Genomic DNA, 13,642 nt, shown 5'->3' on the forward strand with positions numbered 1-13,642 from the left:
AAATGAAGCCAGATTCACTTCCGACCTGGGAAGTGAATCTGATCCACCCCATCCTTTGGGGCTGCCTTTTACTTGCCAGCCGCCGTGTACGTCAGGTCGGCGCTGTAGCTGTCTACGTGTGACGAAACGCTTTGGAGAGCCTCGTTGACGGATTTGCGAATGGCCTGCCCGGCCTCCTTTCCGTATACGTTCTCGACCATCTTCCACACGCTGGGGTCGGGTTCTTTGCCGAGATCCGCCCAGCTTTTGGCGGGGCCTACCAGGATGAAGTCGGGTGCGCCTTCGTCTCCCTCTCGAACTCTTCCGATCGTGTAGTTGAAGGCCCAGTTGGACTTGTCGGCGGCAGCCGCGATTTTCTTGGCGGCGGCTACAAACGCTTCGGCCGCCTCATGGCCGGGCTTGAGCTTGAAGAACGTGACTTCAATCAGGGCTGATGCAGGGTCTGCGGCCTTGGGCATATGGCTCAATTCCGGCATCACCTCCAAAAACGAGCTGGTCTCGCTTTTCAGATGTGGGTTTACGGCCGTCCTGAGCGTCGGGTCGCAGGCCTTGCCCGCCGTGTTCATCGCATCAAAGCTTTCCCAAGAGAGCGGGTCCGAGACATACGAGTATTTATAGGTGTTTCCCGTCTCATGTACCCAAGCCTTCCACGTGAACTTGAAGCCATGTTGATGCAGGCATTGGTTGAAATTTTTGACGCCCGCTTCATAGGCCTGCTGATCGGCGGGAGCCACGATATCGGTGTAGTCCCGTATGATGGTTGGAGCGCTGGTGTCCGCGGCCTGGATTCCGGTGGCACATAACAGCGTGAACGACAACGCTAGCCAGGGTGTGGTGGTGTTCATGAGAACCTCGCTTAGGGCTGTGCCCTGCACGGTTGAGTTGAGGCCCCTGATCACTTCGGGCGGACGAAGCCGGTCCAGTATGCGCGCAATTCATGGCACCGCTGCAGTCGCTTGTAACTACATGATTTTGCGAATTATTTAGAAATCATGTGGGCAAGGCAGCGCAAGAGCATTCCAATCGATCCGATAGCCGTGCTGCGCAGCGAACACCTTGGCCGGATTGAAGAACGTCTTCAATGCAATCGGCATGATGATGTGCATCAACGCCTTGGCGAACGGCCCCGAGGCTTTCTGGCTATTGGTCCTGGCGGCACTGGCTGCCACTGCTTCCACGCGCGCGCGCCGCAGCTGTTCATAAGCGGCGAACGCCGCTGAGGGCGTGGGAATATCGCGCAAGCAACGCGCAAGTTGCACCGCGCTTTCTATCGCCAGCGAGGCTCCCTGCCCGGAACTGGATGACGGCGCATGCACCGCATCGCCCACCAGCACCATTGTTTCACTATGCCAGTGAGGAACCGGCGGCATCCATTCGCTAGCGCCGGCAGCGAACAGCTGATGGGGTTCCACGTGTCTTAAAAAGGCCTGTGCCGGCTGGTCGTCGCGATAAAGCTCACGCAGCCGATTCATCCAATGCGAAGCAGGCATCTTGCACACCTCTGCCGTGGATAGCGGCACATCGTGCGGAAGACTGCCGAACCAGCAGATTCCTTGATCCGCGTCCGGCCAATAACCGAAAAAGCCGCGCTTCCCGAATACAAAGGTCATGGTGCCAGGAGCGCTATCAACCGTGCCGTGCGGCGCCCAGCCTCCGAATCCCAAATGGCCTGCATAGTGCGGGATGGGTGCGTTCGGATCGATCAGCTCGCGCACGGCAGAGCGAATGCCATCCGCCCCGACCAGGATATCGCCTTGGGCTTTGCTGCCATCGGTAAACTGCGCACGTACACCACTGGCCGTCTCGCTTGCCTCGATCAGCCGCTTTCCATACACCACGGGTATGCCGGCATCTTCCACCGCATCGCGCAGTACTTTGTAGAGTTCGGCTCGCCACATCACCCGACTGGGCTGCATGCCGTTGAGCCCGCTGAAACGGCTGAGGATTTTCCCACGGCTGTTTGCAATGGCCATATGCGCGATGGGTTGGCCGAGCGCCAACTGCTCGGCATCCAGGCCGATGACTTTTAGCGCCGCAAGACCGTTGGGGGCCAACATCAAGCTGCCGCCCAGCCCGTCCGCCCCGACGGGATGCGATTCGTAGATCGTCGAACGGATACCGGCTTTGGCCAACGCCAGCGCCACTGCCGGGCCGGCGATGCCACCCCCGATGACGAGTGCGTGTTTTATGGCAGCCATGCGCCTGCCCTCCAGTTTGGTCATAGTATGACTATATAGACATATTATGACTATGAACGCAAGATGCCCGCTGCCCCAGGCCTCAGGACGCGCACTTGAAAACTCGCCCTCGACAGCGATCGCCCCTGGCGATGGTGATCCTCGCTTTTGTCGCGGAAGCCCCCTCGCACGCGTATCGCATGCATGAGCTGATCAAGCAGCGGGGCAAGGGCAAGGTGGTCAACGTGGCCCAACGCAACAGCGTCTATCAGACCATTGCCCAGCTGCAGGCGGCCGAACTGATACAGGTACGCGAAACGCAACAGGGAGAAGGCCGGCCGGAGCGGGTGGTTTATGAGATCACGCCGCTGGGCAAGAAGACTTTCCACGCCTGGCTGGAAAGCATGCTGGGCGAGCCGCGGCCCGAGTTCAACGAATTTCCAGCCGCGCTGGCTACGGTGATGGCGCTTTCGCCGGAGGTGGTGCTTACGCAATTGCGCCGACGACGTGAAACCCAAAAGCAGCAATGGACCGATGCATCAGGCCACCTGAAGGAACTGCTGGGCAAGGGGTTGCCGCGGCTGTTCCTGCTGGATGACGAATACAAGCAAGTGCTGCTGAAAGCCGAGATCAAATGGCTGGACGGGCTGATTGCCGAGCTGGAATCCGGAGAGATGACCTGGAACGAGAAGTGGCTGCGCAAGCTGGCCGCTCAGTTTGAAACCGGCCAGCTTGATTGATCGGATACCCAGGCCTCATGTCGGCCTGTTTGGGCACCTCAAGGAAAGACGTCGCGTTTGTCCTTAGCGTGCGGCCTTGGCCGGCCGCAGATAGCCGTCATAGTTGACGATCCAGGTCTGTCCGCCGTCGACCGAATAATCCCAAACCTGATGCACGCCGTCCGGCAGCGGCGTCCAGATATTGCGATGCAGGGTAACGCGTCCATCGTCTTCAACATGCGTGCCGATCATCACCATTTGCTTGCCGCGCATGCCTCCCTCGATGGTCAGCAGCGTGCCGTGGCTGCTCGCCCAGGTCTCGTTCCAGACCTTGCGGTTGGCGTCATAGATGTTGAGGCTGGTGCCGCTCTCCCCTTCCACACCGCTCCAATGCTCGATCAGCACGCAGCCGTCATGGGCCTTTTCGACGCGATTGTGGCCAAGCAGCTTGCCGGCGCTGTCATAAGCGTCCCAGTTGCCGGCAAAGAAATCGAATTGCCGGTGGGCAGCGTCGGCGCAGCGAGGATTGTCGGCTGCAGCCTTGACGGCCGGGGAGCCTAAGCTCAAGGCCAACAAGGCGGCACAAACGTAAGCGAAAGCTTTCACAGGGAGTTCCTTCCATTGGCGAAAAGCGATAAGTGGCCGCCGGCACTGGAGCATGGCTCGCTTGCGGTAGCCACAGGACGCCTGCATGCTAGGCAGCCATTAGGGCAATTTCCGTCCTAATTACCTGCCCGGGACCTTTGCATGTACCACCCGACTAGCCGAGCCCTGGCGGTTCTGGAGTTGTTGCAAGCGCACCGAAGAATCAGCGGTAGCGAACTGGCACGTCGGTTGGCTATCCATCCTCGCACCCTGCGCCGCTACATCGCCATTCTTGAGGAAATCGGCATTCCGATTACGACCGAGCGCGGGCGTCACGGCGCCTACATGCTGGTGCCCGGCTTCAAATTGCCGCCCATGATGTTCAGTGATGACGAAGCGCTGGCGCTTTCGGTAGGCCTGCTCGCTGCCCAAAGGTTGGGCATGACCCATGCCGGTGCGGTGGCTGCCAGCGCGCAAGCCAAGCTTGAGCGGGTGATGCCCGAGCGACTGCAACAGCAAGTGCGTGCGTTGACCGAAACCGTCAGCCTGGAAGGCGGGCGCCCTGCTCCCGACGTAAACAGCACCCTGCTCATGCAGCTGAGCAAGGCCGCGCAGGAACGTCAGCAGGTCCGCTTGAGTTATCGCTCGCCCCAAGATGAGCACACCGAGCGAGACGTCGACCCGTTTGGGATCGGTCATCGCCATGGCTATTGGTATCTCGTCGGGCGCTGCCACCTTCGTCAAGAGCTGCGCTCATTCCGGTTGGATCGCATCACCGCCGTATCCCAGTTGCCCAACGGCTTTGAACGCCCAGCCCACTTCGACACCCTTGCCCATCTTGCCGACAGCCTCGCCACCCAGCCGCGGACCTATCTGGCCGAAGTGGAGCTGTTTACGGACCTGCCACACGCCATGAACAACCTTGGCAACGCCATCGGCGTATTCGAACCGATCGAGCGCGGTGTATTGATGCGCAGCCAGGTCGATGACCTGGACTGGCTCGCGCGTGAGCTGGCTCGTTTGCCATTCGGATTTCGCGTGAACAGTCCCGTGCTACTGCGGGATGCCCTGCAAAAGTTGGCCGGCCGCCTGGCCATGGCTTGATGGCCGCCTGTCCGGGCGAAAGCGCCTTGCTTCACGACTCGTCGAGCCGTGCAGCGCCACTCTTCTCTATCCTCTCTTTTGAGCGACGAAATGGCTTTCGTGTCTTCGCAGGAAGAGTCGCATCACGATGCCCAGCACCATCACTGCCGCAAAAGCGCCGTAACCGTAGAGCGCGGGCATGACCTGTTTCCAAATGCCGCCACTTTCCCGTCCAAAGCCACCTACGTTCTGAATGGCGATGTCGTCAAAAGCCACCAGGGCGCTTCCGCAGGCGACGCCAAGGGCCATGAGAACCACCATGACGTCATAGAGCTTGAGCTGCCATGTGACACGAAAGCGCTTTTCCACCACCCAATAGGCCCAGGCCAACATGACGAGCCAAGGGCCTAGCAGGAGTAGCGACAGATAGCGCATGAGGTTCGGCACCTGGCAGCAGGGTGGTCCGCTTCATTATGCATCTGTCTGTTATTCGCAGCGCAAGCGGCCGCCTGGCGAATAGTCAATCGGCCGGCCTGGCAAACAGGAACCTAGCCACCAATACCGTCGAGATCCCCAACAAAACCACCAGACCAAGAAAATAAACGCCTGATGCCGGACGCGCGATACCGAATGCTGCCAGTAGTTCGAATGCGGCCGTGGTGCACAGTAGAGCTACCACTGAGAACACCACCATGACGTTCAAAACGGCGCGTTCGGCAGACGACAACCGGTAGACGCCACTAAGCGTCAGCAGCACATCTCCCAATGTCGTCGTCGAGAGTATGAGCAACGAAACTTGCCACACCGTCGGCCCAGGCAACGAGAAAAACGTCAGTACAAAGGGTATAAGCGACAGAAAGACCGATTGGAAGCTGAAGGCGAGGATATTCCGGATTCGGAACGCATCGACTGCCGTCCATTGGTGGGGTTTACCGCTCAGGGCGACCAGGATTGCCGAGAAACCAGCGAGGCCGATGGCTACCTGTGCAAAGGTTAGCAGCGCACTTGCGATGTCGATGACAAACACTCCCTTGGCTTGTGCTGGCTATAGTGTATGGCGCTGATCGAATGAGACGGCAATGCTTGGCGCAGGAGCCAAGCCGCGACAGCTTAGTCGACGACAAACAGCTTGGCGCCGACTTCCGTATAGGACCTGTGTGGCTCCGCGCCGTCGCCGACTTGATAACTCATGCCAGGTCTTAGCGTGAACTTGCGACCGTCTTCGAGTTCCGTGTGAAGCTCGCCTTCCATACACAGGAGGATGTGGCCTTTGACGCACCAATGATCCGCAAGGTAGCCGGGCGTGTATTCGATCATCCGAACCCGCATGCTTCCGAACTGCCGGGTGCGCCAATAGGCGAAGCCGGACTCACCCTTATGTTGGGTTGCGTCCACAGACGACCAGTCGGTCGTACCGAATGGGATGTCGGTCATGTTCACGAGCACCTCCTTGTGAGGTAACGAAATGGAAACCTAATGTGCCAGTGTCTGCCATGGCTCGAAAGTGGAGGCTCAAAGCGCCTCTTTCCTTTGAGCAGAAAGGTCTTGCTGTGCAAGCTCGTCACCCAACGAATATCGCGATCGCAACGATGCCGATGGCTATAAGAAGAAACCACGCCTCGGTCAGTTGCCAATTCATAGCAAAAATTGTCGAGGTCGCCGTAGAGTGCTCCTTTTGTTTCTGTGTTCGGCGACTCAATACGTAAACGTAAGTGCCGACCACAACCAAAGCCCCGGCTACTCCCACCTTGTCCGAGGCCCCAAAAGCATGGCCAATGAAGAACCATGCAAACATGCCAGCCAATGTGAGGATACGTCCAACCACTCCATAGTTCCAAAGAGTCGTTCGCGCTGACGGCGGCGCATTCGCGGCAATCTCAGCTCTACTCCGAGCGATCACATCGAGATCTTGCTCGGATACCCCGCGTTCTAGAAGTTCGTCGCGCAATGCGGCTTCAGCCCATTCCGCCCGGCCGTCAGCGGTCCACATCTCTTTTAAATTGGCCAAATCCATCTCTGAATATCGCTGACGTGCGGTACCAGTCAAACGTTCGACGTCCGTCATATCTCTTCCTTCCGTAAGACTTCGCCCAAATCCTTGTTTTTCATAATGTGCACTTCGAAAACAGACCTTGACTCAGGCACCCGATGCCGAATCACGATTTGCTTTTGATGCCCGCATGCTCTTCGTCTGGCCGAAGATGCGCTGGCGCACTTGTTGCCCCTTCAAGACTTTCGGCGCGGTAGAAGCACTGGTAGACGACAACGTCTGCCCTGAATCGGAAGCACACCATACGATACCCGGTTCTCGCTCCGCCAGCGCAATCAAGCGGCCGGACTGCTCGATCGCCTTCGCCGATAGCGGAGTAAGCTCCGCCAAGTCTCGATCACGGTGCATCGCATGAGCCAGATCGGAAAACCACCTTGCGAAGAAGGTGTCATCCTCTGTGGCACACAGGCGAAGCCCTGTTCGGCGCCATCACGACGCTGGACACTCGTGGCGGCGATTCTTGGGTCCAGCCTTGCCTTCATCGACGGCACGGTGGTCAATGTCGCACTCCCGGCCATCCAGCAGGATCTTGGCGCCACGACTTCAGACGCTCAATGGGTGATGGAGTCCTACGCGCTGTTTCTCGCTTCGTTGCTGCTGGTAGGCGGGACGCTGGGAGACCGCTTCGGCCGCAAACGTATCTTCATGCTCGGCGTGGGCCTGTTCACGCTGGCCTCGATCGGCTGCTCGCTGTCCTCGGCGGTGCTGCCATTGATAGTGGCCCGCGCCTTCCAGGGCATCGGCGCCGCGCTACTAGTGCCGGGCAGCCTGGCTTTGATCAGCGCGACTTTTCCGCCATCGGAACGGGGGGCAGCCATCGGCACGTGGTCCGCATTCAGTGGCATCACCGCCGCGATCGGGCCGGTCATCGGCGGCTTTCTGGTCGAACACTACTCATGGAATTGGGCGTTCCTGGTCAATGTACCGGTGGGCGCCGTGTTACTGGCGATATGTGTGGCTAAGGTGCCTGAGAGCAAGGGCAGCGTGGCCGGTCCAGTCGACGTGCTTGGCGCCTGCCTGGTGACGGTTGGCTTGGCGGGACTGGTGTTCGCTTTCATCGAAGCACCCACTCGTGGGTGGACAGCGACACCGATCTGGATGGCTGCTGGTATCGGCATCCTGGCATTGCTGTTGTTCGCCCGCGTCGAGGCGCGCGCCGTATCGCCCATGCTGCCATTGGCACTTTTTCGCGAGCGAGCCTTTGCCGGCGCCAACATGCTGACCTTGTTGCTCTATGCGGCATTGGGCGGCAGCCTGTTCTTTGTGCCATTGAACTTGATCCAGGTACAGGGCTATGGCGCGACGGCGGCAGGTGCCGCGTTGCTGCCGTTTATCGCGATAATGTTTTTGTTGTCGCGCTGGACAGGACGTCTGGTAGACCGGTTCGGGGCCAGGCCGCCGTTGGTGATCGGGCCAACGATTGCGGCGGTTGGATTCGCTATGTTCGCCGTGCCCTCCACTGAAAGCACGTACTGGACGACGTTCTTTCCCGCCATTTGCGTCCTCGGGCTTGGCATGACTGTTACCATCGCGCCGCTGACAACTACTGTCATGAACGTGGCGGGAAAAGAATTGGCCGGCACGGCGTCCGGCATTAATAACGCGGTGTCGCGCGCCGCGGCTCTGCTTGCCATTGCCTTGTTCGGGTTCGCACTCACCCTGATCTTCAACGCGAAGCTGGACAGCGCGCTTCGAAATCTGCAAGCGCCGGTGCAGCTGGTTTCCGCCGTCGTCGGGCAACGCCAGAAGCTCGCGGGTATCGAGATTCCCGGTGGCTATCCTGCCGCGACCGTCAACGCACTGAAGCACGCGGTGCACTTGTCGTTTCTCTCAGGCTTTCGCTGTGTGATGCTGATTTCCGCGACGCTGGCGTTGCTGAGCGCAGCTAGTGCCTGGGTATTCATGGGAGGGAAGCAAGCGGTGCGCGGCGCATCTCACGCCACGGAAAACCGATGAAATTTTCGTCCGGCACGTTTTTTTCGCGCGAACGTCCTTCCCTAACGCATCGGCACACGTTACCTGTCGTGACAATCAGCGCCATGTATTCGGGTTTACCCAGCGAGATAATCGCAACTGTTACGATGCGATATGAACATTCTTCACAAGAATTACACCAAGACTATGTGAAAAAAATGCATTGAAACAGTGGGCACCAGGGCAAAGGGTTCTATCTCGCAGCAAGCGGCGAAAGTTCGCTGGCGACGATTCAGACCCCGCTCTTCCGGTCGAAAGAATTCATTGCAGATGAGCATGTCGGGCTGACGGTTTTCCTTCCAACAGGGGGAGGTAAATTGAACGCAATAACGCGCAATCTGTCCGCCGCAAGCAATGCCATCACGCGCTTTATTTTCGAACACATCGTGCTGGTGTTGATGGTGCTGGTCGTCACCGCCTCCGGGGTGACGTTTTGGTACATGAGCCATCTCCAGGAGAGGCTGGTCGCCACCCTGGCCAAACAGGGCTCGCAGCTGCAAACCAGGACGATTGCGCAAGTTCGCGCCCTCTACACTTCCAACGTCGTCGAACGTGTCCGCAACCATGGCATCCAGGTGATGCCCGACTATCAGAAGCAGGACGCCGCCATTCCCTTGCCGGCAACCTTCACCATCGAGCTTGGCCAGCAGCTGGGTGCCAGCGGATCGGGCTTGAAGGTGCGCCTTTACAGCGCTTACCCGTTCCCCTGGCGCAAGGATGGCGGTCCTCACGACGACTTCGAACGCGACGCGCTCAATTCTCTGCAGAAGAATCCCGACCAGCCGCAGAGTCGCTTTGATACCTATCAAGGCCAGTACGTATTTCGATACGCCGTGGCGGACCGCATGCTGCCGCAGTGCATCGGATGCCACAACTCCCGTCCGGACAGCCCGAAAAAAGATTGGAAGGTGGGTGACGTGCGTGGCGTGCTGGAGGTCATTCGCCCGGTGTCTTCGCTGGCGACGGCTTCGCGGCAATCTCTGCAGCAGGCGTTCGGTTCGCTAGCGGTCGTAGCGCTAGCCGGGCTCGCCGCCATCGGCCTGGTGCTAGGCAAGCAGCGCCGCTATGCCAGCGGACTTGCCGATGAGATCAACGAAAGGCGGCGGGTCGAGGCCAACCTGGTCGAGAGTACAGCGCGCTTTTCAGCCATGAACGAAGCATCGCCACTGGGTACGTTCGTGACTGACTCCAATGGCTTGTGCCTGCGCGTCAATCAAATGTATCAGGAGATCACCGGCTATTGCGATGAAGCCATGCGCGGCAAGCCGTGGAATTTCGGTATCCATCCTGGCGATCAGGCGCGGGTGCTGGACTTGTGGAACGAGATGCTGAAGAAGAACAGCAACTTTACCGTCGACTGCCATTTCCTTCGCCACGACGGTTCTACCACCTGGGTAAGTTGCAAAGCCGCTGCCATGCGCAATGGCGAACAACTGCTCGGCTACGTCGGCACGCTGGAGGACATCAGCGAGCGCAAGCAAGTGGAACGAATGAAGAACGAATTCATTTCCACCGTGAGCCATGAGCTGCGCACGCCGCTCACCTCCATCATGGGGTCGCTAGGTTTGCTGGCCGGCGGCGTAGGCGGTGTGCTTTCGGAGCAAACCAAGGCATTGGTCGACCTGGCCAGCAAAAACAGCGAGCGGCTGGTGCGGCTGATCAACGACATTCTCGATATCGAGAAGATCGAAGCGGGGCATATGCAGTTCGACCTCAAGCCACACGAGTTGCAGCCGCTGGTGGAACAGGCGATGGCCGTCAATCGCGCTTACGCGGAGCAGCTTGGCGTAAGCTTCAAGCTCACTGAACCCATGCCCGGCATCTGGGTTCGCGTCGATGCCGATCGCCTGATGCAGGTCATGACCAACCTGATGGGTAATGCCGCCAAGTTTTCACCGCAAGGCGCCAGCGTGGATTTGCAGATCGGCCGGTATGACGACTTGATCCGCGTATCCGTAACCGACAAAGGGCCTGGCATCCCGGAGTCGTTCCGCCCCAAGGTCTTTCAAAAGTTCTCGCAGGCGGACTCTTCGGATACGCGCCCGAAGGGCGGCACGGGACTTGGATTGTCCATTTCCAAGGCGATCATGGAAGCGATGGGCGGCAGCGTCGGCTTCGACACCAAGGAAGGGGAAGGCACGACCTTCCATTTTGATTTGCCCGAATGGACCGAAACCGTTCCAGCCACTCCTCCGGAGCCTTTGAAAGCGACACCGCACCGGTTGAGAATCCTCGTCTGCGAGGACGATCGCGACGTGTCCACCTTGCTGTGCATGATGCTCGAACAAGCCGGCTATGAGGCGATACCCGCCTATGACGGCGCCATGGTGCGGCGATTGCTGGCCGAGGAACGCTTCGCGGCGATGACGCTGGACGTGCAGATGCCCGGTCTCGACGGCCGGACCTTTCTGCACGAAATGCATGCCGACCCTGCGCTCAAGGATCTTTGTGTGGTGGTGGTTTCCGGCCACCTGCGCAAGGTTCCTCGCCTCAACGAAGGCGATGAGCTTGGCGTCGTCGACTGGATCGCCAAGCCGATCGACCAGGGGCGCTTGCTCAGCGCGGTTCGCAACGGCATCGCCGGCAGCGCGGATGGAAAGAGCCGCGTACTGCATGTCGAAGACGATCCCGACCTTCGCAAGATCGTGGCTTCGCTGTGCGCCGATATGGCCGATTTCAGCAGCGCGGCCACCTTCCAGGAAGCGACGGTCTTGTTGTCGACCAGTCAATACGACCTGGTGGTATTGGACCTTACGTTGCCGGATCGCTCCGGCTGGGATTTGATTCCCTTCATCGAGCAGCTGGAGCCCCGGCCGCCGGTATTGGTCTTCTCGGCGAGCGAATTGCCCATCGCCGAATCCGGCCGTGTCGCCGCGGCGATGGTGAAGTCGCATGTCACCAATCCCGAATTGCTGGATGCCATCCAGTCCCTTACCCGCAAGCTCTAGAGAGGGAGACAAGACGTGGTCGTCAAATCCCTGGAACGTATCCTCTACGTGGAGGATGAGCCCGATATACGGGCCGTAGCTCGCCTTGCACTGGAAGCCGTGGGCGGTTTCAACGTGTGCATCTGTGATTCGGGCAAGGCCGCGCTCGACGCTGTGCAGGCCTTCAGCCCCGACCTGATTCTGCTAGACGTGATGATGCCCGGCATGGATGGCCCTTCCACGCTCAGCGCGTTGCGCCAATTGCCCGATCTCAAGGAAACACCCATCGTATTCATGACCGCCAAGGTGCAATCGGCCGAAGTGACACGCTACCGGCAGCAGGGTGCGATTGACGTGATTGCCAAGCCATTCGATCCGATGACGCTATCCACCACAGTGCGTGACATCTGGAACCGACACCGTGGTTGAGGTTGCCATGAAAAACCTGCCGGACGTCACCGAACAATTGCGCCTGCTACGGGAGAACTACGCGCAGCAACTTCCCGCCAAACTTGCCCAGGTGGAAGACGCGTTTCGCCAGCGCGACGATTTGATCGAGCTGCCGAACCTGCGCCACCTGGCGCATAGCCTGGCCGGATCCGGGGCCACATTTGGCTACCCCGCTCTCTCCGTGGCGGCACGGCAACTTGAGACACTCGTGGATGCTGCCTTGTGCGACGGGCGACCTCTCACTCCCAAAGAAAGCGACTCCGCGGCCCAATTGATCGAAACGCTGGCCAGGGAAGCGCGCAACCCAATGGTTCCCGCTCCGGCTCCCATACTGCCTGCGAGCAACGTGCTGGAAACGGAGCGCAAGCTTATCTACCTGGTTGAGGATGACGCCTCCCTGGCGACCGATCTCAGCCTGCAGCTTGGCCACTTCGGCTACATCGTCAAGATCTTCGAGACGCCCACGCAGCTGCTCGAAACGCCGGTCGATCCCTTGCTGGCCGCGGTACTGATGGACATCGTGTTCCCGCAGGGCGATCTTGCCGGCCCGGAAGCGATCATCCAGCTGTCGGTTGCCAGGCAACTGCGCACACCCGTCATCTTCTTCTCTTCCCGCAACGACCTGACAGCGCGACTCGCTGCCGCCCGCGCGGGAGGCGCTACCTATATGGTGAAACCGATCGACGTCGGTGCACTGATCGCCCGGCTCGACAATCTGGTCACCGACTTGCCGCCGGAGCCTTATCGGGTGCTGATCGTCGACGACAACGCCCCGTTGGCCAGCCACCATGCCGTCACCTTGCAATCGGTCGGCATCAGCACCGACATCGTGACCGATCCCATGAAAATCCTCGCCCACCTGGACGATTTCAAGCCGGACCTGGTGCTGATGGACATGTACATGCCCGGGTGCACGGGTGCGGAACTCGCTGCCGTCATCCGGCAGCTGGACAACTATGTGCTGGTACCGATCGTGTATCTGTCCACGGAAACCGATACCGATCGTCGATTGATCGCCATGCAGCTGGGTGCGGACGACTTCCTCACCAAGCCGATTACGCCCGAGCACCTGGTCTCCGCCGTCTCTACCCGGCTACGGCGCTATCGCGTACTGCGTTCCCACATCGAACAGGATAGTCTCACCGGTCTCCTCAACCACGCCGCGGCCAAGGATCGCCTTGCCACGGAAACCGCGAGGGCCATGCGTCAACAAAGCTGTTTTTGCCTCGCCGCGCTCGACCTCGACCACTTCAAGAACGTCAACGATACCTACGGCCATTTGATCGGCGATGGCGTATTGAAGAATCTCGCCGAGCTGCTCAAGCGGCGCCTGCGCCGGACCGATATCGTCGGCCGCATCGGCGGTGAGGAGTTTGTCGTAATCCTGCCGGATACCGACACCCAACAGGCCCTTCACCTGATGAACGAACTGCGCGAAGCGTTTTCCCTGGTACGCCAGCGCGCCAGCAGCGATCTCACTTTCACCACGACTTTCAGCTGCGGCATTGCGGAGTATCGGCTGGGCGCCAACGCGAACGATATTCACCGGCTCGCGGACCAAGCGCTCTATCAAGCCAAGCTGGCGGGTCGCAACCGGGTGATGTTGGCGGACTCCGATGAGTGGAGAGAGGACGACGACTGAGTCATGAATGATTCGGCGCCTACTCGAATCCTTGC

14 protein-coding genes are annotated in these 13,642 nt (G+C 59.4%); 6 read left to right on the forward strand and 8 right to left on the reverse strand.

Going from position 1 to position 13,642, the window contains the following annotated elements; genetic code table 11:
* Positions 1-68: 68 nt before the first annotated feature.
* Both QQJ96_RS09500 and QQJ96_RS09505 read right to left on the reverse strand, forming a co-directional pair.
* The gene (locus tag QQJ96_RS09500) at positions 69-845 is read right to left on the reverse strand and encodes a hypothetical protein (protein ID WP_284331752.1); all 777 of its coding nucleotides are present in this window, start codon (positions 843-845) and stop codon (positions 69-71) included.
* Positions 846-983: 138 nt separating this feature from the next.
* Positions 984-2,198: an FAD-dependent oxidoreductase gene (locus QQJ96_RS09505; protein WP_284331753.1), complete on the reverse strand. Its 1,215-nt coding sequence runs from the start codon at positions 2,196-2,198 to the stop codon at positions 984-986.
* Between the two features lie 95 nt (positions 2,199-2,293).
* Here QQJ96_RS09505 and QQJ96_RS09510 point away from each other — a divergent pair, with 95 nt between their 5' ends.
* Positions 2,294-2,917, forward strand: coding sequence for a PadR family transcriptional regulator (locus QQJ96_RS09510; protein WP_284331754.1), 624 nt, complete (start codon positions 2,294-2,296; stop codon positions 2,915-2,917).
* A gap of 63 nt (positions 2,918-2,980) precedes the next feature.
* On the opposite strand, the gene QQJ96_RS09515 is transcribed toward QQJ96_RS09510, so the two are convergent.
* A complete protein-coding gene (locus QQJ96_RS09515; RefSeq protein WP_284331755.1) occupies positions 2,981-3,502 on the reverse strand; it encodes a hypothetical protein in 522 nt (173 codons plus the stop codon).
* A gap of 141 nt (positions 3,503-3,643) precedes the next feature.
* Between QQJ96_RS09515 and QQJ96_RS09520 the strand changes: the two genes are divergently transcribed.
* Positions 3,644-4,585, forward strand: coding sequence for a helix-turn-helix transcriptional regulator (locus tag QQJ96_RS09520; RefSeq protein ID WP_284331756.1), 942 nt, complete (start codon positions 3,644-3,646; stop codon positions 4,583-4,585).
* A gap of 66 nt (positions 4,586-4,651) precedes the next feature.
* Here the strand turns inward: QQJ96_RS09520 and QQJ96_RS09525 are convergent, their stop codons facing one another.
* The 5 genes from QQJ96_RS09525 to QQJ96_RS09545 all read right to left on the reverse strand — a co-directional run bounded on the left by QQJ96_RS09525 (position 4,652) and on the right by QQJ96_RS09545 (position 6,962).
* Positions 4,652-4,999 (reverse strand): hypothetical protein, encoded by a 348-nt coding sequence (locus tag QQJ96_RS09525; protein WP_284331757.1) that lies wholly within the window; start codon positions 4,997-4,999, stop codon positions 4,652-4,654.
* A gap of 85 nt (positions 5,000-5,084) precedes the next feature.
* Positions 5,085-5,591, reverse strand: a complete 507-nt coding sequence (locus tag QQJ96_RS09530; protein WP_284331758.1) for a hypothetical protein — start codon at positions 5,589-5,591, stop codon at positions 5,085-5,087.
* Between the two features lie 83 nt (positions 5,592-5,674).
* Positions 5,675-5,998, reverse strand: a complete 324-nt coding sequence (locus QQJ96_RS09535) for a DHCW motif cupin fold protein (RefSeq protein ID WP_284331912.1) — start codon at positions 5,996-5,998, stop codon at positions 5,675-5,677.
* A 127-nt stretch (positions 5,999-6,125) separates the two neighbouring features.
* Positions 6,126-6,629, reverse strand: a complete 504-nt coding sequence (locus QQJ96_RS09540) for a hypothetical protein (protein ID WP_284331759.1) — start codon at positions 6,627-6,629, stop codon at positions 6,126-6,128.
* Positions 6,630-6,701: 72 nt separating this feature from the next.
* Complete coding sequence (locus tag QQJ96_RS09545; RefSeq protein ID WP_284331760.1) at positions 6,702-6,962, reverse strand: hypothetical protein; 261 nt, start codon at positions 6,960-6,962, stop codon at positions 6,702-6,704.
* 3 nt (positions 6,963-6,965) lie between these two features.
* Between QQJ96_RS09545 and QQJ96_RS09550 the strand changes: the two genes are divergently transcribed.
* From QQJ96_RS09550 to QQJ96_RS09565, 4 genes are all read left to right on the forward strand, one after another.
* On the forward strand, positions 6,966-8,570 hold the full coding sequence (locus QQJ96_RS09550) for an MFS transporter (RefSeq protein ID WP_284331761.1): 1,605 nt from the start codon (positions 6,966-6,968) through the stop codon (positions 8,568-8,570).
* A 335-nt stretch (positions 8,571-8,905) separates the two neighbouring features.
* Positions 8,906-11,536, forward strand: coding sequence for a response regulator (locus QQJ96_RS09555; protein WP_284331762.1), 2,631 nt, complete (start codon positions 8,906-8,908; stop codon positions 11,534-11,536).
* Positions 11,537-11,551: 15 nt separating this feature from the next.
* Complete coding sequence (locus QQJ96_RS09560) at positions 11,552-11,944, forward strand: response regulator (RefSeq protein ID WP_284331763.1); 393 nt, start codon at positions 11,552-11,554, stop codon at positions 11,942-11,944.
* A gap of 7 nt (positions 11,945-11,951) precedes the next feature.
* Positions 11,952-13,607 carry a diguanylate cyclase gene (locus QQJ96_RS09565; RefSeq protein ID WP_284331764.1) on the forward strand — a complete coding sequence of 552 codons (1,656 nt, stop codon included), beginning with the start codon at positions 11,952-11,954 and terminating at the stop codon, positions 13,605-13,607.
* Positions 13,608-13,642 lie beyond the last annotated feature (35 nt).

The organism is Dyella flagellata (assembly GCF_030160275.1).
Lineage (GTDB): Bacteria > Pseudomonadota > Gammaproteobacteria > Xanthomonadales > Rhodanobacteraceae > Dyella_B > Dyella_B flagellata.